The sequence below is a fragment of the bacterium genome, from assembly GCA_022763185.1.
Lineage (GTDB): Bacteria > Bdellovibrionota_G > JALEGL01 > JALEGL01 > JALEGL01 > JALEGL01.
Genome location: JALEGL010000014.1, coordinates 89403 through 107588, shown reverse-complemented (window position 1 = coordinate 107588; position 18186 = coordinate 89403). Strand labels below are relative to the sequence as shown.

The following is an 18186-nucleotide window of genomic DNA, read 5'->3' as shown; positions in this document are numbered from 1 at the left end:
AATTTTAGCTACTTACCCCTACAAAATATTTACATAGTTTTTCAAATGCGACATTAGCCAAAAAACACCTTGCTCGGCAAGTTTTGCCTTGACCTTATGAAAAAAAGCCGTAAACTCCCGCCAATGAATTTTAGAAACGTTTGTATCATTGCCCACGTTGACCACGGCAAAACCACTTTGGTTGACTTTTTATTAAAACAAGCAGGAACTTTTGCTGAACATCAAAGTGTAGATGAACGTGTTATGGACTCCATGGACCTTGAGCGCGAGCGCGGGATCACTATTTTAGCCAAAAACACATCAATCACTGTTGGTGATATTAAAGTCAACATTGTAGACACGCCTGGACACGCTGACTTTGGCGGTGAAGTTGAACGTATCATGAATATGGTTGATGGTGCCATTCTTTTGGTTGATGCCGCAGAGGGGCCACTGCCTCAAACTCGCTTTGTTCTCCAAAAAGCTTTGGCTAAAGGTCATAAAATTGCTCTGGTTATTAATAAGGTTGATCGGAACGAGTGTAGGCATTCTAACCGAATCTCAGAAGTGGTTGATGAAGTCTTAGAGTTATTTATGGAGCTTGAAGCGACAGATGAACAACTAGATTTCCCAATTATTTATGCTTGTGGTCGTGAAGGCTGGTGTACAAATGATAAAGATGAAATTGAAGATTTGGTTGCAGGCAATAAAACCGCTGACTTAAAGCCTCTGTTTGAGCTGATTCTTGATGACTTTCCAGCTCCAAAAATTGTTGCTGACCAAGATTTTCAAATGCTAATTTCAAACCTGGCTTACTCTGACTACGTTGGTAGCTTAGCTATTGGTAAAATCAATTCCGGCACTATCCAAAAAGGACAAAAAATTGTTCGCCATGGACTGAAAAATCATCAAGAGCCTCTGCAAGAAAACTTTACCGTTACCAAACTTTTTACTTATCAAGGTCTAAAGCAAGTTGATGTTGATCAGTTGCATGCTGGAGATATTGGTATTGTGGCTGGGACTGACAAGTTTGAAATTGGTGATACACTTGCTGCTAACGCAGATATTGCTGCTCTTGAACGTATCAATGTTGAAAAGCCTACCTTATCGATGATTTTCTCTATCAATAACTCGCCATTTTCCGGTCAAGATGGTGAAGCTATCCAGTCCAGAAAATTACGCGAACGCTTACTGCGAGAAGTCAGACAAAACGTTGCTTTACGCTTTGAAGAAACAGAAAGCTCTGACCAATTTAGAGTTTTAGCGCGCGGTGAATTGCAGTTGGCTATTTTAATTGAACAAATGCGCCGTGAAGGGCTTGAGTTTTTAGTGGGAAAACCTTTGGTTTTAACGCAACAAGATGAAAATGGCAAAACATTGGAGCCCTATGAAATTGCAGTTCTGGATGTTCCTGAAGAGTCTGTGGGTGACCTTTCTCAATTGTTTCAAAACCGTGGTGGCGTTTTGAGTAAATATGAAGCCAATGCCAACACGCAAGACACATCTCAACAGCGAGTTCGCCTTGAATTTACTATCCCAACCAAAGGTCTTTTAGGAACGCGTTCCAAGTTTTTATCCATCACCAAAGGTCAAGGCTTGATGAGTTCTCAATTGGACGGATATAAAGAAAATACCAAATCTTTTTTACATAGGAGTCAAGGTGCTTTGATTGCTGACAGAACGGGAGACTCTACAGAGTATGCTTTATTAGGGCTAGAAGACAGAGGAATATTTTTTATTGATCCAGGCACCAAAGTTTATGAAGGCATGATTGTGGGGCAATTTAACAAAGACACTGATCTCAATATTAATGTTTGTCGCGAAAAAAAACTGACCAACTTTAGAGCTGCCAATGCTGATGTGTTAGTGACTTTAGCAGGAACAAAAAAAATGAGCCTTGAAGACAGCATTGAGTGGATTGATGATGACGAATGGATTGAAATCACACCCAGCACCATTAGAATGCGTAAAAAGATTCTCGCTGCTAATATGCGAAGTGTTAAACGTAAATAGTTAATTGAATTGTCCTTGTTAAACAACGTTTTGCAGCTTGACACGTAGAATTATTGCATGCTGGATCCTTACGATAAAATACTGTTATTGTCTTGGGGAGACCAATTTGCAAAAAAAAATGCGTATATTGTTGTTGTGCTTTAGTTTTGTTGTTCATAAACATCAAATCTGCCACATCAAATAATAAAATAACACTCGAAAACTGCACAGACCCTTTTGTACTATGTCCATCTGATATGCTATCTATTACTTTAAACTCCATAGAAGAAGTACATCCAGGTCCATTTAAATTGCTTTGCTGAGGATGAATCTGCCAAACTCACCTTCAAGTTTTTATTTGAATTTGAGCGGCAACAGCTTAATTAAGATTTACACTGCCCTAGCAAAATACTAGGGTAATTGAGATCAACTTTTAACTGTTCTAGAGTCCATTGATTATTGATTTTTTTAGATAGCTTTTTTGAGTTTGTTTTATTTTCTACTGGCCTCACCTTGTAATAATCATAAAACGCTTGCCATTGGACGGGACATCCATCTGCTGCAATATAGCTTTCACCCATTTTTCCATACAGGATTGCATGGACAATAAACTGTACCAAGTCAGAAACATGTATCCAGTTTACATATTTTTGGGGAGGTGATTTAATTTTTCCTTGCTTTACCCAGTTTAAAGGGTTCTTTTCTGGCCCATAAATACCGGCACAGCGTAAAATGATTCCTTCATGCTGCAAAAGATACTTTTCAACAGCGTAGCGTTTGTGCTCAACATCCAAATCAGATTGCTCATGAATCATTTGCTGATCATAATCAATGTTGTAACTGCTTGTTGTTCCAAGTAGAATAAACTTTTTAAAAAGACTCTTCTTTTGATTAAAAAACTGTTGAAACAGTTTCAAGTCATAGACAGGAAAAGTCCAAACACAGGCATCATACTCATCAGTAATATTTTCCCAAGAGGCTTGTTTTTCTAGTTCAAAATAAACACATTCCGGCTTCTCTCTAGAGGTGATTGTCAAATTTATCCAAGGGAAATCGTCTGATATTCTTTGGGCAAAAGCTTGCGCTACATAACCTTTACCCAAAAGTAATATTTTTTTTTCTACTGGTGACATTTAAAATAAACTATTGTCTTCCAACACTACAAGCTCATAAGGAGTCCCACCTCCTGCTTTTTCAATTAAGGCTATCGTATAAACCTTACCAGCAGAAAAACTCATAATTTCATTGGCTACAAGGTTGCTAGTACTTCCCGGTTCCGTGATTCTTACTTGATAGCTACCCGATGTTAATTTCAAATATGTTGAAGCCGTTGCATAATCAAAGTTCAAAAAATCTATCGTCGCTTCATTTAAACCAGATCCAGGCAAAGTAACATATATATCATAAGCAGAGCTAGATAATACCCCATTCCAAAAGCGCATAGCCGTTTGATTGCTATTAATTTCAGGCTTTTCATCATCAATAATAATAAAGTCTAAATCATTACTGTAACCTGAAACAACTAATGTATAGTCCCCCTTCTGACTAAAGGTATGCGATATAGCAAAAAGAAGCTCTTCTTGTTCATTGTAAGCTTTATAATCAAGAATTTTTTTATTAACTGCTTTATATGGTGTTACTTCAGCGTAACTAAGTTGTTCAGCATGCTCTTTATCATCTACTGTTAATTTAAACGCCCCTAAATCTGGGCTGGTATGAAAAGTTCTTAGCTTGTAGGGACTGTTACTTTGACTGCACGAACTCGCAAAAAATAAAAGAATCCATAAGTTAAACAAACTAAAATAACGCATACTTCCATTATACACAATAATGCAATTATATTAAATATTTATACTGTTTTTCAGAAACTGAACGCCAAAAGAAAATTTCTTTAGCCCTTGTTTTTTATTTGATGAAAGTTTTCGTATCTAATACTCAGCTCTTCCATATCATTCACTTCAACAATATCCTCAAAATAAGCATCAAATTTTATATCTTCAGGATAATAAACATGGTTTTTATAAATGGTTTGTGATTGGGTTCCATCATAACCGGTTAACATAACAGATAAAGCAATCATCGGATGTTCATCTTTGTTTTCTCTAAAATCATGCAAAGGACTATCATCATTAATAACATGATAAACGCTCCAAGACAGCGCAAATAGAGATGTTTTTTTTCTTTGTAGTTTTAGATTTTTAATGGTTCTACTATGCTCTCCTTCTTGGCTGATCTCATCAATTAAAGCATTCACCGTCATTTCTGCCATAACAATAGCATTGGCTCTTTGGTTGGCGACTCTAAACATTAAAACATCTTGACCATTTTGTTTATGGATTAACATATTTTTACTGAACATAATTTTGACTTTAGGTTTGGAGAGTTTAGCAAAAAACAAACCTGTAAAACCAGCTGTATATAGAACCCCTACCATAATTTGTATGGATACCAGTGTGTTGGCTACTGCATTTTGTGGTGACATCATGCCATAACCCACTGTAGAAAAAGTTTGTACACTAAAAAAAAAGCCCTGCAGAAAACTATTTTTATCTAAAGCTGAAATTTGAGCAGAGCTGTAACAGTAAAGACCTGCAAATAAAGCATTAACTAAAACAAAAGCCATTACAAAAAAAATGAAGTAACTTGACCAGCCTGAATCCAACAAATAAAAATAAGGATCCCGTAAAAATTGGGATTGGGTTTTTTGAAAATTAAGCTTGGGCCTATGTGATAAGACTCTTCCTTTTTCAAAAACCAGACGAGAACGAGTCTTTTTACTTTTTTTGTGCATGGACGTAAGGGTTTGTTTTACACCAGCTTACAGCTCTTTTTTTTCTTCTTTGGGTTCGGCTTTTTGGTTTTCATTAACTACTTTTGCTTTAACTGTTTTTTGTTTGGTCTGGGTAAAAACGTTCTTAAGAAACATCAAACTTCGTTCCCATGACGCTTGATCTGCTTTTTTGTTATACTCTAGAGGCAGAGAAAATTTCTCACCTAATTCCGTTGCATCAGGGTTGGTAAAAGCATGTTTAACTCCAGGAAACTCAACTACATCATAGTCTGCTTGTGCAGCCTTCATTTCTTGTTTAAATTTCTCTAGATCTTCCTCACTAACCAATGGATCGTCACTGCCATGAAAAACTAAAACCTTAGGCATTTCTTCTGTACCTTTTACAGGCTGGCTTGTAGAAAGACTGCCGTGATAGCTGATAACTGCAGTTAACGGTAAACGTTCTCGCGCCATTTGCAAAACAACTCCACCGCCAAAGCAGTACCCCAGAGCAGCAATACGATCACCATCAACCATCGCTTGTGATGATAAAATTTTCATACCTGCATGAAATCTTTTTTTCATTAAATCAATATTTCCACTCACGCGCGATGCCATTTTGCCTGCTTCAGACGGGTGCTGAGCTTTTTCTCCATTACCATACATATCAATAGCCAAAGCAATATAGCCTTCCTCTGCCAACATTTCCGCTCTTTTTTGAGCGTAGGCATTGTGCCCCCACCACTCGTGCACAATCAATATCGCGGGTGTATGCTTTTTTAATTTTTTAGGCTTGGCCAAATAGCCATGAAATTCTTGATCATCCCATGAATATTTAATTTTCTCTGTCTCTATGTCTTTTTCTTTGGTCACCGACTTATTGGTCATGGCTGAAGATAGAGGAATAAAAAAAAGACTCAAAACAAAAAGCGTAGATAAAATAGTAACTTGTCTCATATGCATGAACTAACAAAAAATCTTATCCTTGCAAACATTTCTATGCATTTGAGCTTGGATTTTATTAGCCATAACCTACAGCGTCCTGTTAAATGAAGAAATTACATTGACAAGTCTAGCAAAATGCGCAATTTGTGTGGTACTTGGCGTTTTAACGCTCAAACAGTGCATAATAAAATAAAAGGTAACGATAAGATGAAAACAGTAACTGAATTTACAGGTCTAGAAATAAAAAAGCTACTAACAATCCAATCTCAGCTGATGAAAACACATGAAACAAAGTCTGTCTCTAAACCTGAGGAGAAAATCCAAGAAAAAGTTGCGTTAGATGAACAGCTTGAACAAAACAATACTGAGACATCTCAAGACCTTCAAGAAAACACATCCCCAGATACTTCTTCTACTGAAGAAGATCAAGCCATTACTGTAAACCAAGAAACCAGCACTGAAAATCAAGAAACTGCGGCTCCAAAAGAGCAAGGTGATACAACAAAAACTCCAGACACCGAAGCCAGCCATGCAGATGAACAAAACAATCAAAATGATGCTGCTCAATCATCTCCAGGTAACAATGCAGAAGCTTTAAAACCCAAAAGACCCAGTTGGAAAGACCGTGCTGAAGCATTAAGACCGCAATTGCTTGAAGCTTTAAAAACTGAATTTTCTTGGAAAAATGAAGATCGTTTCAATTTAGCTATTGATGCCAGTAGAGTGGTGAATCCAAAAATGCAAGACCGCTTAAGAAAAGTGACTGCTTTGAAGAAAGATAAAGAAGAAGAAAAAACTCCAAAGTTTGCCTTAGAAGTGGGGGAACTGATTTTCTTGGCTGACTATATCATTGTTCAAAAAGAAAAAGACCATCGCAACGACGAAAAAAACAATGCCAAAAAGGGTAAGAAGAGAAAAGGCAACGGTAAAAAGAAGTTTAAACATAAGCCATTCAACGACGATGATAAAAAACCAAGTAAACGCGTAAAAAAACCTATTCCCAACCCCGTAAAAAGCAATAACAAACCTGTAACGGTTGAGAAAAAATAATTTATTTAATAATTTGAAAAGCAGTTGTTTAGTTTCAATGCACTCAAAAATCATAGGCTTAAAATAGCTGATACAATAGCCCTATTGATGTAAGCATTAAACTTTATCCAAGATCACTGCATCATGGCCTTTGGCTTAACTGGCTTTTTTAACTCACAAAAAAACCTTCAAGATCATTGGGTCTGAGTCTGTAGGCAATATAAAATGGACCAAACTCACCGTAAAGAGCACTGGCTTCATCATAGCGCATTTCATAAACCAGCTTTTTAAATACAATGGGATCATTGGCAAACAAATCTACACCCCACTCCCAGTCATCAAAACCAATACTGCCAGATATAATTTGATTGACTTTACCTGCGTACTTTCGACCAATCATGCCATGTTCAAGCATCATACTCTGACGTTTTTCAAACGGAACGGTGTACCAGTTATTCACATCGTTGCGCAGTTTATTCATGGGGTAAAAACAAAGATACTTTTCATCTGGAATATTTGTAAATAAACGGTTATGAACGCGCGCCTCTTGCTCTTTCATATTTTCTGTCCATGCGCTTTGCCACTCATCTGAGTTTGGTTTTAAACCCTTATCCAATAATTCCGCATGTAATTTATGGGTAAATGCATACATGCCAAGCTCTACATAAGACACATAAGAATGTTTTTTTTCTAAAAAGTCTGCAATATTGAGTAAAGCAAATTCATTTTCTACCTGTTTTAACTGCTCTAAAGTTTTACGAAAATGCAGCAACATCAAGTCACCTTTATGACCCAGCTGAGCAAAGATGGCTGAATGTCCTTGTTCATTGTCAAGCGTCTCATTATTTTCTAAGAAATGCTGCAGCTGTCCCAAGTTTTGCTCTTGCTCACCTTCACTTAAAAGAGACCACTTTCTCCAGTCAATGGTGTACATTAAATGTAAAGTTGCCCAACCTTCAAAGGTTTCTGGGACTATACACTCTGCTTGATGTTGATCTGTGTCTTTCACTTCAGTCTGCTCCATGACATTTTTTATATTTTTTACCCGAGCCACATGGACAGGGGTCATTCCTGCCTACCTTTTCACCCTCTCTGCGAACAGTTGTATGAATATTGGTATCATTGGCTTTTGGTCTATTGGGCAAAGCTATTCCTTGGCCTCGACCTGTTTTTGATCTTTGTTGACTTCTTTGAGCAAACATTTCTTGTGCATCATCCTGCTCTGAAACATTGACTTGAACATGAAATATTCTTTCCAAACTTGTCTGCGAAATCGAGTACAGCATCTGAGAAAACATCTCAAAACCCTTAATCCTATAGACTACCAAGGGATCTTTTTGTGCGTAGCCTTCCCAACCAACAGCTTCTTTAAGGTGATCCATATTCAATAAATGATCTTTCCACAGGCCATCTATGGTTCTGAGTTTTATTTCTCTTTTAATAGCATCCATCAACTCAGAAGAGTGTTGTTCCTGCTTGTCCTTAAGGTTAGCCAGAGCTTCATCGCACAACACATCTCTTAAGTCTTCCTGGCTTTTGTATTGACCCGTTTTAATTGTATTGAGTTGATCATCACTAAAGTTAAAAACCCGCTTTAAGTTGTCTTCTAAGCTGTCCCAATCCCACTCTTGACTATCACCCTGGTTTGTATGTTGTAGAACCAGCTCTTCCGCTACAGCTTCTATGTCGTCTTCTAGAATTTTATCAATAGCACCTTCACCTAAAACCGCTTTACGTTGAGAATAAATAACTTGCCGTTGTTGATTCATGACATCGTCATATTTTAAAAGGTGCTTACGAATATCAAAGTTTTGCCCTTCAATGGTTCTTTGCGCATTTTCAATGGCTTTGGTTGTCATTTTATGCTCAATGGCTTCGCCGTCTTTCATACCAGCCCAATCAAGCAGTTTTTGCACCCAATCGCTGGCAAAAATACGCATCAAGTCATCTTCTAGTGACAAGTAAAAACGTGAGGACCCAGGATCACCTTGCCGACCAGCACGTCCTCTAAGCTGGTTATCAATACGTCTTGACTCATGTCTTTCAGTACCAATAATATGCAAACCACCTAAATCAACAACGCCCTCACCCAAGACAATATCTGTTCCACGACCGGCCATATTTGTAGCAATCGTCACTTGGCCTTTTTGTCCAGCATGCTTAACAATACCCGCCTCATTTTCATGTTGCTTTGCATTGAGAACATTGTGTTTTACACCCAAACGTTTAAGATAATTAGAAAGTTTTTCTGACTTCTCAATAGAAACGGTTCCCACCAAAACAGGCTGTCCAAGAACATTTTTTTCCTTGATATCATCTGCAATATATTTAAATTTATCTTGTTCTGTTCTGTAAATGATATCAGGGTCATCCAATCTGGCAATAGGCTTATTGGTTGGAATAACCATAACATCAAGCTTATATATTTTATGAAACTCTTCAGCTTCCGTTTCTGCAGTACCTGTCATCCCAGAAAGTTTCTTAAACATCCTAAAGTAATTTTGGAACGTAATTGAGGCTAAAGTTTGATTCTCGTTTTCAATATTAACATTTTCTTTTGCTTCTATAGCCTGGTGTAAACCATCTGACCAGCGTCTACCCTGCATTAAACGACCGGTGAACTCATCAACAATCATAACTTCACCATCTTTAACCATGTAGTCTACATCTTTATGAAATAAAGTATGTGCTCTTAAAGCTTGGTTAACGTGGTGAACCAACTCCATATGTTCTGGAGCATATAAATTCTCTATTTTTAACAGTTCTTCAACTTTGGCAACACCTTGCTCCGTCAGCAAGGCACTTTTGGTTTTTTCATCCAGTGTATAATCTTTTTCGTTGGTCAAATGCGGAATCACTTTGTTAACTACATAATATTTATCTGTAGAATCATCGGTTGGACCAGAAATAATAAGAGGCGTTCTGGCCTCATCAATTAGAATAGAGTCAACTTCATCAACAATGGCAAAATAATGCTCACGTTGAACATAGTCTTCCAAACGATACTTCATGTTATCTCTTAAGTAATCAAAACCAAATTCATTATTCTGACCATAAGTTACATCACAGGCATAGGCATCCCTACGCTCTTCGTCCATCATACCGTTGACAACATTACCCACAGTTAAGCCTAAAAAGTTATACAGTTGCCCCATCCACTCTGAATCACGCTTAGCCAAGTAATCATTAACGGTTACAACATGAACACCTTTTCCCAACAAGGCATTTAGATAAACTGGTAAAGTTGCCACCAAAGTCTTACCTTCACCCGTGCGCATCTCGGCAATTTTTCCTTGGTGAAGCGCTATGCCACCAATCAACTGAACATCAAAGTGCCGCATTCCTAAAGCTCTTCTACCCGCTTCTCTACATACAGCAAAGGCTTCTGGTAACAGTTTATCCAATTCAGCTATTTGCTTATCTTCATCGGCTATTTGCGCTAAATGCTCTTTAAACTGTTGGGTTTTCGCTTTTAAAGCTTGATCACTCAAAGCCATCATCTCTGGCTCCAAAAGATTAATTTTATCTACCCATGGTTGAAAAGCTTTTAAGTCTCTATCGTTTTGCGTACCAAAAATTTTTTTTGTGATGTTTGCCAACATATCAATACCATTTCCCTAAAATCTATAATGGGTGAACTTAAGTAGACTTATAAGCTATCCCCCAAAGCTTTTTAGTCAACCATATACTTCATAGGGTTGACTGGAACCCCATTGATTCTAACTTCATAATGAAGGTGTGGGCCAGTAGAACGTCCTGTGTTCCCAACTTCAGCAACAACTTCTCCACGCTTCACTTTTTGTCCAACTTTCACTAAATTTTTTGAATTATGTCCATAACGCGTCACCATGCCATAGCCATGGCGGATACTAACCACTTTGCCATAGCCACTTTCTGTAGCAACTTTTATAACAACGCCATCTGCCGCTGCCAATACCTTTGTGCCAATTGGTGCCGGAATATCAACCCCATGATGATGCTTTACTTGCCCAGTAAAAGGTGAAATCCTCTTACCATAGTGGGAGGACACCCAACCACGGACTGGCCAAATTGATGGTGTAGCGGCAATCAATGAGCTCTGATCTCTTAACAATTCATACAAATGCTGCAAGCTCTGCTCCCTGATGCTGGCTTTTCTCTGAATATTTTTTGCGGTCATCTCAAGTGCAGCAAAATCATCCTCTTTGATTTCTCCAATTTGTGAAAAATCCAAAGGATTTTCTTTGTGGTCAATGATATTTTGCTCTTCTTCCGTTAAAGGACCAATGGCTAAACCACTCTTTTCAACACGAGCCATCGTTCTAAGTTTTTGCTCAAAAGTATCCAAACGCGCTAGAGTTACCTGAGCTTCATACAACTCTGTTTTTAAAACCCGTATTTTGCTTTCAAGTAACTCAATACGATCTTCTTTTTTTTCTTGTGATAAAGACAAAAATACGTCCCGCGCACTGTACGTTATAGAAATTGCTGAAATAACGGTAAAGCAAGCCATGGCTATAGCCGCATTTTTCAGCCATTTTCTGCTGACAATCCACTTTTTAACGCCCCAATGCCGCTCAGGAATGAACATGAAGGTAAAAACCGTACTTTTTTTCTGTTTTTTCATGCTATAACTTTCTTTTTTGAATTATTTCAACAACTTGCTAAAAACCTTTGCACAAAATGCTTACTACCTTAATGGGCAAAAATTGCAATGAATGCCTCTTGATTAACAGTATAAAGCTTGCCCTAAAGTTCATCTATTCTTATTAAAATAACGCTAATATTGTCATCTCCACCACGTTCATTGGCCAAGTCTACTAAAGCTCTTGACGCCGTTTCCGTGTCTGTTGAAGCGACAATATCTTGCATTTCTTTATTTGTTACCATGTTTGATAAACCGTCCGAGCACAGGAGGTAAATATCATCTTTTTGCACCTTCCATACTATTGTATCAGTTTCTACCTCTTCTTGCACGCCTACAGATCTTGTTATGATATTTTTTAGTTGGTGATTTTTTGCTTCTTCTTCTGTGATTAAACCACTTTTCAACTGTTCATGAACCAAAGAGTGATCTTCTGTTATTTGGGATATTTTTTTATTACGAATACAGTAAGCTCTGCTGTCTCCAACATGCGCAAAGTAAGCCTTGCCTTCGTCAAAATAGGCCACCGTCGTGGTTGTGCCCATGCCTCTTAATTCCGGTTCTTCTTGCGCTTTTTGTGCAATCATACACCCAGCACGGGTAATCGCATCCCTTAAGCGCTCCTGTTTGGTATCATCTGTTGCTTTTGGCGGCTCACTGTCCAGGTAAGTATCGTCTTCAACACCAGAAAACTTTCGATCATCGCCTTTGATAATATCTTCAACCGTTTTCACGGCAATTCTACTGGCAAACTCACCACCAACATGACCACCCATGCCATCGGCAACGACATAAAGCTTGAGCTCATCATTGAGTAAATAGCTATCCTCATTACGCTGGCGCTTTTGTCCAATATCCGTTATACCGCAAGAAACAATCCTCATGAATACCTTCTCTTATACTGCAAAGTGTACCAATGCCGAAATTCTTTTTTGAATTCTTACAAAAAGTAACCTTGCTTTATTATAACCAATTTTATCTACCATCATATACTTTTATTCAACTGCTGCATTTCATTTTTACGATTAAGCAACTCTGTGGCATGCTCAATAACTTTTGAAGTGATATTAATTCCACCAATCATGCGTGCAATCTCTTGTTTTTGATCTTCTGTAGTGAGGCTTTTGACCAATGCTTGCGTTCTACCTTCTTGAGCTTGTTTTTCAATGTATAAGTGATGATCGGCATAACATGCAACTTGAGCCAGGTGCGTCACACATAACACTTGAGAACTGAATGACAACTGCTTAAGATGGATACCAACACGTTCAGCGGTTTCACCACCAATACCAGTATCCACTTCATCAAATAAAAATACTTTTTGATTACCTTGCTCTAAAGCAGCAATACTCTTGATTGCCAACAAAATCCTTGAAAGTTCGCCCCCTGAGGCAATACTTTCCAAGGGCTTTTTACCTTCACCAAGATTAGGTGAAAATAAAAATCCTACTTTATCTGTCCCCTTAGCGCTAAATACCTGTTTGGTTTTTTGATCAAAATAACCTTCTTGACCAGGCAACACCTCAACCAAAAATTCCGCTTGATCCATACCAAGCTTTTTAAGTTCGTTACTAATCTTGCTAGCAAACTGCTCTCCATTTTTGATGCGGTTTTGGTGGATTTCTTTAGCCAATTGACGACACAATTTAAGCACAGCTTCTTTTGATTTCTCCAGCTCCTCAAAACTGGCTGCCAAATCCATTTGCTTGTCAATCAACCCTTTTAGCCGATCTCTTTCAGTAATTGCCGTCTCTATGCTTCCATATTTTCTTTTGATTGCCTGCAGAACAGATAAACGCTCATTGATTTTTTCAATATGTTCTGGCTCAAACTCTAAATTACTTTGCAGCAATGACAGATCCAAAGATATTTGATTCAAAGGTTCTAAAACTAAAGCCAGTTGTTCAGTGATATTTTGTGTTTTGCTGTCGCTGTGTGCTTTTCTCATTTGGTCAATAACCAAGGATAAAGCATTCACTTTATCTAAAATACCCTCTGGGTCTTCCAGCAAAGCTGTAGCCGCTTGAATACCATCCGCCAGTTTCTCAGCATTTTTCAATACTTTTTCTTGGTCAGACAACTCTTGTAGCTCTCCCAACTCCAAGCCTGCTTTTTCAAGCTCTGTATATTGGTATTCTAAAAAATCTTTTTCTTGTTCAAATCGTTTTTCTTGCTCTTTTAAATCGGAAATATCTTGATCAATCGCTTTTAACTGATCAAATTTGGATTTGTATTCGTTGAGGAGTTCAGTGTGGTTACAGAATTGATCTAAGAGATCCAAGTAGTTCTTCTCATCTGCCAATTGACTCTGACTATGTTGCCCTGTCATATCCAACCAATGTTTGGCCAGTTCTGTTAGAGTGCCGACTGTACAGGGGCTCAGATTAACAAAGGCTTTACTTTTGCCGCTGGCCGATATGACTCTTTTTAAATGAATCGTATTGTCATCTCTTGGCAAGCCCAACTCTTCCATGATCATCCACATAGGCGAAGCCTTAGCAGAAACATTAAGACTTCCTTCAATAACTGCATACGGTGACCCATGCCTCACATCCAAAGACGATGCCCGCTTACCAGATAAAAATTCAATCGAATCAATCAAAATTGACTTTCCTGCCCCTGTTTCTCCCGTCAAGACATTAAGCCCAGACTTAAAGTCTACATAAGCTTGAGAAATAATAGCCAAATCCTGAATTTTTATCCATTCCAGCATTGAGTCTGGATTAGCATAACCCTACTCGATTGTCGATTTACATTCGTAATTTATTCTTGAACAATAAACATCAATCATTGGCATTTCCTTGCGTTACTTGTTATGAACTTGTCATGAATGTTTTGGTCATAGGCACTGGGAGCTGGGGAACAGCTTTAGCGAGTGTTTTGGCAAAAAATGGAAATACTGTTTTAATGTGGAGCAGAAACCCAGAACATATTGACCAGTTGAAACAAAACTCAAACAACCCCAACTATCACCCAGACATTGAGCTACCCAACACCATTCAATTTACCAGCCAGACTAATATAACAGAAAGCTTTGATATTATTGTTTACGCTTGTCCTTCGTATGCTGTAAAAAAAGTATTGCTTAAACTTGAACTCAACATCAATGATCAAACTATTTTTGTCTCCACAGCTAAAGGTATTCACAATACAAGTTTAAAAACTGTTAGCCAAAGCCTTACTGACTTATATGGAATAGATTGGATAAAAAAACGCTTTGCAACACTTTCTGGTCCAAGCTTTGCTCACGATGTCATCCGTCAAAAGCCAACAGCGGTCACAGTTGCAACTTACAACACCTCTACTGCAATAAAAGTGCAACAAGCATTTCATTGCCCAACGTTTCACGCTTACCGTACAGATGATGTTATTGGCGTAGAGTTGGCGGGGGCTTTGAAAAACGTTATTGCTATTGCTGCTGGTGTTTGTGATGGCTTGAAGCTTGGGCCAAGCGCTCGTTCAGCACTGATTACAAGGGGTTTAGCAGAAATCATAAGAATAGGTTTAGCACAAGGAGCAAAAGTAGAAACGTTTTCTGGCTTAGCAGGGCTTGGCGATTTACTTTTAACCTGCACCAGTGATTTATCAAGAAATAGACGGGTTGGAAAGATGCTCGCAAGTGGTTTATCCTTGCGACAGACTATCAAACAATTAGGACAAGTTGCTGAAGGTATAAGAACCACAAAATCTGCTTATAAAATGATTCAAAAGATGGGAACTCAAAGCGTTATTATGATGCAAATTTATCAGGCCATCTATGAACACAAACCTCTAAAAGATGCTCTTAATGCTATTCTTTATCAGGGGGCAGAAAAAGAAATCTGACCTTCACCGTCTAAAGACTTTTTTCTTTTTAAGACAAAGCAGTTTGTTTTTTACTGTGTTTTTTTCCATTTCTAAGTGTACTGGTACTTCTTTGTCTCCAGTTTTTAAATGCACGCCTTGATATATTTTTGCGCATTATTTTTATAATATCTCCATGCACCAGGTCATAGTCTTTGCAAATGTCATCAAATGAAAACTCATCGCCCAATGCACGTTTAATTATTTTTGAAATATCTCCTGGGCTCAGTTTTTCATAGCGCAACTTAAACAAGAAGAACTCCTTTTTTCTTAAGGTCATTCACCACAGCTTGCGCGCTTAAAAATGCTGCTTGAATATCGTTGGATTCAAAAAAGCTATCACCACAAATATATATTTTTTCACTCTTATCACAGTAAAATTTTTGATCTGTATCCATCATTGTTTTTCTGTATCGCCAATAATGATGCTCTTCATGTTCAAGTTGATCTTCATCAGATTTAAGGAAGTTAAAAAACTCTAATTTCATTTTATCATAAGCGTTGGGTCTTAAAGAGTTCTTGTCAAAGTCATTGGGGTTATCTAAAATTTCAGAAAACACAACATAGTTGTTGCTTAAGTTTTGTTCGTGTTTCATTCTTATAATTTTTTCTAAGAACATGTTCTGACCATAAGCAACTTCCCACTGTGAACGGTTGTCTTGAGTTAAACTTAACATTGATACATATTGAGATTGAATTTTTTTTATCTTTGGTTCTTGCTCTGTGTTGAGACTCAACAGCTGCTTTGCCTGAACCGGTGGCGCTGTAATGAGGCAAAAGGAATAGCCTTTAAAAACCTCATCATCAGTCGCTAAAACAACATGATCTCTATTATCTACAGCAATAGAATTAATTTTTGCCTGTGTATACAAAGAATCAAAACAAGCAATATCTTTTAAAAAATGCGCAATACTGTGACAATGTGAATAACGTTTTTCATACCACAGTCTTTTAAAGGTTTTGCCAAATTCATCATAACTAATCAGCTTTGGCACCCATTCATAAAGTAAGTCACCTTCAATCATAGGGTTTAAGTATTGAAAAAATGATTGATCTCTAACCCTGAAAGCCTGTGCTCCGTGAATAAAGTTTGTATCGCTGTACCGCCTGTATGCGGCCCTCCCCCCGATACCTCTGGATTTTTCAAAACAGTCTATTTGAAAATAAGGCGTCAACATTTGAGATAAAAATGTACTGCATGCACCAGCGCCAACCATGGCTATTTTTGGCTTTTTTTTTGACGTCATCAGGGGGCCACCTTTTTAGCTAAAATGTGGGAACTCAAATCAAATACAATGCGAGTATGACCTTCAAAATTTAAATCAAGATAATCTATTTTTTCAACCTTGCACTGAACAACTGCAAAGTTATGATAACCCTGTTCATGCTCATGGGGCAAAGGCTCTCTTGTTTGAAGCTGTTTAGCGTGCTCAGACTCATCAACAGCTAAAACTGTTCCCGGTGCTTTTGCAATATAACATCTTTTTGACAATGGGATCATTGTCTTCCAGCGCTGCTCAGCTGTTTTATTATTTGTATGAATCCGTGCTTGCGCATAAACTCTAATTTGAACTGCATGCGGCTTACTGTAGAACAATAAACAACAGTTAGGATTGTTTTTAAGTTCATTTACTTTCTGGCTTCTTGTGTCTGTATGAAACACTATTGTTTGACTTGCTTGATCTGTTTTTCGTATCACCACAGTTCTAAGCTCTGGAAAATCTGAAGATATCGTAGAAAACGCAGCTGTTCTAAAGCAAGACTTACGGCTTTTTTGACCTAAGGCCATCAACTGCCAAGCTTTATCATAGTAATCCTGATAAAACGCTTGCATTAAATATCCTCTTGCTTAAGAAATTGCTTAACTTTTTTCCAAAACGGAAAAAACCCTTTGTTGGCATAGGGAAACAGTTTTTGATCCCATGGTTTATAAACATACTTTAAATTAGGAATTTTATCTTGAAGATAATCCATCATATAACCTTGACCGGGGAAGTAACTTACATAGTCAACATTTTGATCAAAGCTAATATCATCTTCTATGGATATAACTTTAAAGTCCTGACTTAAACTCAATTGATGCAATGTTTGTTCCAAGGCTTGATCATCAAATTTTAAAACTTTTTCGCTATAAATCTTAAGTTGCTTATTCAAATGCCTTAAAGACAAAATATAAATTACTTCTGGCTTATAGCGCTTAACAAGTGCACCCAAACTTTCCAAATCATTGCCATGAACAAGCAAGTGAACTTTGCCCTTGGTATTTGCTGGAGATTTCAATTCAATATTCTCAAAGCTGGGGGCTTGATACTCCAGTTGAACTGCTCGAGCAGCCATTTCTGGTATTTTTTCGTAGCGTGAGTGCGTAAACTTTTTAATATTTTTTGCTGAGGCTAAATAAGCTTTACCTTTTGTGTGAAGACCTGCAACCCAACGCCAACTTAAAGTATTTGAGGCTTCATCTCCATCTAACAAATGCTGCATGAAAAAGTGTGCCCCAAGTTGCCAAGGAAGTTGAAGGGTATGAACCCAAATACTAGCAAACCACATTCTGGCATGGTTATGCAGATATCCAGTTTCTTGTAACTCTTCACTCCAGTCATTTAGGCACTCGAACTCAGAGTTTGACATTTCAAGGTCTTTTATTTTTGAAAAAGTTATTGCATCAGCATTTTTTAAGAGTTGATCAAGCTCAGACCTATAGTTATCCCACACACTTGGATAATGGCAGAGCCAGCCCTTCCAATAAGTCCGCCAGCAAACCTCTTGTATATATTTTTCAACCGGGCCAAGGTCAAAGGAACTCAATATTTTTTTTACAACCCGCTCTTCAGAAATAAGCCGTTTTCTGATGAAGTGTGACAAACGACTGACATTGTTATGATTTTCCTTGCCTAAATCAAAGTTTCTTTGATGGGCATAGTTTAAGAGAGCCTCATTCATAAACCGATTGAGGGCGTCTTTGGCCAGCTCATGCATATTATTTCCAAACTTTTTATTCATA

Annotated in this window: 16 protein-coding genes; 3 read left to right on the top strand and 13 right to left on the bottom strand. The window is 37.8% G+C overall.

Going from position 1 to position 18186, the window contains the following annotated elements; genetic code table 11:
- The first annotated feature begins 123 nt into the window (after nt 1-123).
- A complete protein-coding gene (gene typA, locus MRY82_08255) occupies nt 124-1992 on the top strand; it encodes a translational GTPase TypA (protein ID MCI5072915.1) in 1869 nt (622 codons plus the stop codon).
- A 362-nt stretch (nt 1993-2354) separates the two neighbouring features.
- Here typA and MRY82_08250 read toward each other — a convergent pair whose 3' ends face one another.
- The 4 genes from MRY82_08250 to MRY82_08235 form a co-directional block, all read right to left on the bottom strand.
- Nucleotides 2355-3104: a hypothetical protein gene (locus MRY82_08250; GenBank protein MCI5072914.1), complete on the bottom strand. Its 750-nt coding sequence runs from the start codon at nt 3102-3104 to the stop codon at nt 2355-2357.
- Nucleotides 3105-3782: a DUF4397 domain-containing protein gene (locus MRY82_08245; GenBank protein ID MCI5072913.1), complete on the bottom strand. Its 678-nt coding sequence runs from the start codon at nt 3780-3782 to the stop codon at nt 3105-3107.
- An 80-nt stretch (nt 3783-3862) separates the two neighbouring features.
- Nucleotides 3863-4762, bottom strand: a complete 900-nt coding sequence (locus tag MRY82_08240) for an ion channel (protein MCI5072912.1) — start codon at nt 4760-4762, stop codon at nt 3863-3865.
- A gap of 27 nt (nt 4763-4789) precedes the next feature.
- Nucleotides 4790-5704, bottom strand: a complete 915-nt coding sequence (locus MRY82_08235; GenBank protein ID MCI5072911.1) for a dienelactone hydrolase family protein — start codon at nt 5702-5704, stop codon at nt 4790-4792.
- Nucleotides 5705-5893: 189 nt separating this feature from the next.
- On the opposite strand from MRY82_08235, the gene MRY82_08230 reads away from it, so the two are divergent.
- A complete protein-coding gene (locus MRY82_08230) occupies nt 5894-6736 on the top strand; it encodes a hypothetical protein (protein MCI5072910.1) in 843 nt (280 codons plus the stop codon).
- A 148-nt stretch (nt 6737-6884) separates the two neighbouring features.
- Here the strand turns inward: MRY82_08230 and MRY82_08225 are convergent, their stop codons facing one another.
- The 5 genes from MRY82_08225 to recN all read right to left on the bottom strand — a co-directional run bounded on the left by MRY82_08225 (nt 6885) and on the right by recN (nt 14052).
- Nucleotides 6885-7739 carry a heme-dependent peroxidase gene (locus MRY82_08225; GenBank protein MCI5072909.1) on the bottom strand — a complete coding sequence of 285 codons (855 nt, stop codon included), beginning with the start codon at nt 7737-7739 and terminating at the stop codon, nt 6885-6887.
- A complete protein-coding gene (secA, locus tag MRY82_08220) occupies nt 7726-10314 on the bottom strand; it encodes a preprotein translocase subunit SecA (protein MCI5072908.1) in 2589 nt (862 codons plus the stop codon). The genes MRY82_08225 and secA overlap by 14 nt, the downstream gene beginning before the upstream one ends.
- Nucleotides 10315-10388: 74 nt before the next feature.
- Nucleotides 10389-11321, bottom strand: coding sequence for a M23 family metallopeptidase (locus tag MRY82_08215; protein MCI5072907.1), 933 nt, complete (start codon nt 11319-11321; stop codon nt 10389-10391).
- Nucleotides 11322-11443: 122 nt separating this feature from the next.
- Nucleotides 11444-12223 (bottom strand): Stp1/IreP family PP2C-type Ser/Thr phosphatase, encoded by a 780-nt coding sequence (locus tag MRY82_08210; GenBank protein MCI5072906.1) that lies wholly within the window; start codon nt 12221-12223, stop codon nt 11444-11446.
- A 101-nt stretch (nt 12224-12324) separates the two neighbouring features.
- On the bottom strand, nt 12325-14052 hold the full coding sequence (gene recN / locus MRY82_08205; protein MCI5072905.1) for a DNA repair protein RecN: 1728 nt from the start codon (nt 14050-14052) through the stop codon (nt 12325-12327).
- A gap of 113 nt (nt 14053-14165) precedes the next feature.
- On the opposite strand from recN, the gene MRY82_08200 reads away from it, so the two are divergent.
- The gene (locus tag MRY82_08200; protein ID MCI5072904.1) at nt 14166-15164 is read left to right on the top strand and encodes an NAD(P)-dependent glycerol-3-phosphate dehydrogenase; all 999 of its coding nucleotides are present in this window, start codon (nt 14166-14168) and stop codon (nt 15162-15164) included.
- 28 nt (nt 15165-15192) lie between these two features.
- Here the strand turns inward: MRY82_08200 and MRY82_08195 are convergent, their stop codons facing one another.
- Genes MRY82_08195 through MRY82_08180 form a run of 4 tightly spaced genes read right to left on the bottom strand, consistent with a single transcriptional unit; the run spans nt 15193 to nt 18185 of the window.
- Nucleotides 15193-15435, bottom strand: a complete 243-nt coding sequence (locus MRY82_08195) for a TIGR03643 family protein (protein ID MCI5072903.1) — start codon at nt 15433-15435, stop codon at nt 15193-15195.
- Nucleotides 15428-16429 (bottom strand): NAD(P)-binding protein, encoded by a 1002-nt coding sequence (locus MRY82_08190; protein MCI5072902.1) that lies wholly within the window; start codon nt 16427-16429, stop codon nt 15428-15430. Before MRY82_08190 ends, MRY82_08195 begins: the two co-directional genes overlap by 8 nt.
- Nucleotides 16429-17016: a pyridoxamine 5'-phosphate oxidase family protein gene (locus MRY82_08185; GenBank protein MCI5072901.1), complete on the bottom strand. Its 588-nt coding sequence runs from the start codon at nt 17014-17016 to the stop codon at nt 16429-16431. The genes MRY82_08190 and MRY82_08185 overlap by 1 nt, the downstream gene beginning before the upstream one ends.
- Nucleotides 17016-18185, bottom strand: a complete 1170-nt coding sequence (locus tag MRY82_08180; protein ID MCI5072900.1) for a hypothetical protein — start codon at nt 18183-18185, stop codon at nt 17016-17018. Before MRY82_08180 ends, MRY82_08185 begins: the two co-directional genes overlap by 1 nt.
- Nucleotide 18186 lies beyond the last annotated feature (1 nt).

Excerpts from the sequence above, each read along its gene's own strand:
- typA (MCI5072915.1), top strand. The coding sequence starts at position 124 with ATGAATTTTAGAAACGTTTGTATCATTGCCCACGTTGACCACGGCAAA.
- MRY82_08250 (MCI5072914.1), bottom strand. The coding sequence starts at position 3,104 with ATGTCACCAGTAGAAAAAAAAATATTACTTTTGGGTAAAGGTTATGTA.
- MRY82_08245 (MCI5072913.1), bottom strand. The coding sequence starts at position 3,782 with ATGCGTTATTTTAGTTTGTTTAACTTATGGATTCTTTTATTTTTTGCG.
- MRY82_08240 (MCI5072912.1), bottom strand. The coding sequence starts at position 4,762 with ATGCACAAAAAAAGTAAAAAGACTCGTTCTCGTCTGGTTTTTGAAAAA.
- MRY82_08235 (MCI5072911.1), bottom strand. The coding sequence starts at position 5,704 with ATGCATATGAGACAAGTTACTATTTTATCTACGCTTTTTGTTTTGAGT.
- MRY82_08230 (MCI5072910.1), top strand. The coding sequence starts at position 5,894 with ATGAAAACAGTAACTGAATTTACAGGTCTAGAAATAAAAAAGCTACTA.
- MRY82_08225 (MCI5072909.1), bottom strand. The coding sequence starts at position 7,739 with ATGGAGCAGACTGAAGTGAAAGACACAGATCAACATCAAGCAGAGTGT.
- MRY82_08215 (MCI5072907.1), bottom strand. The coding sequence starts at position 11,321 with ATGAAAAAACAGAAAAAAAGTACGGTTTTTACCTTCATGTTCATTCCT.
- MRY82_08210 (MCI5072906.1), bottom strand. The coding sequence starts at position 12,223 with ATGAGGATTGTTTCTTGCGGTATAACGGATATTGGACAAAAGCGCCAG.
- recN (MCI5072905.1), bottom strand. The coding sequence starts at position 14,052 with ATGCTGGAATGGATAAAAATTCAGGATTTGGCTATTATTTCTCAAGCT.
- MRY82_08200 (MCI5072904.1), top strand. The coding sequence starts at position 14,166 with ATGAATGTTTTGGTCATAGGCACTGGGAGCTGGGGAACAGCTTTAGCG.
- MRY82_08190 (MCI5072902.1), bottom strand. The coding sequence starts at position 16,429 with ATGACGTCAAAAAAAAAGCCAAAAATAGCCATGGTTGGCGCTGGTGCA.
- MRY82_08185 (MCI5072901.1), bottom strand. The coding sequence starts at position 17,016 with ATGCAAGCGTTTTATCAGGATTACTATGATAAAGCTTGGCAGTTGATG.
- MRY82_08180 (MCI5072900.1), bottom strand. The coding sequence starts at position 18,185 with ATGAATAAAAAGTTTGGAAATAATATGCATGAGCTGGCCAAAGACGCC.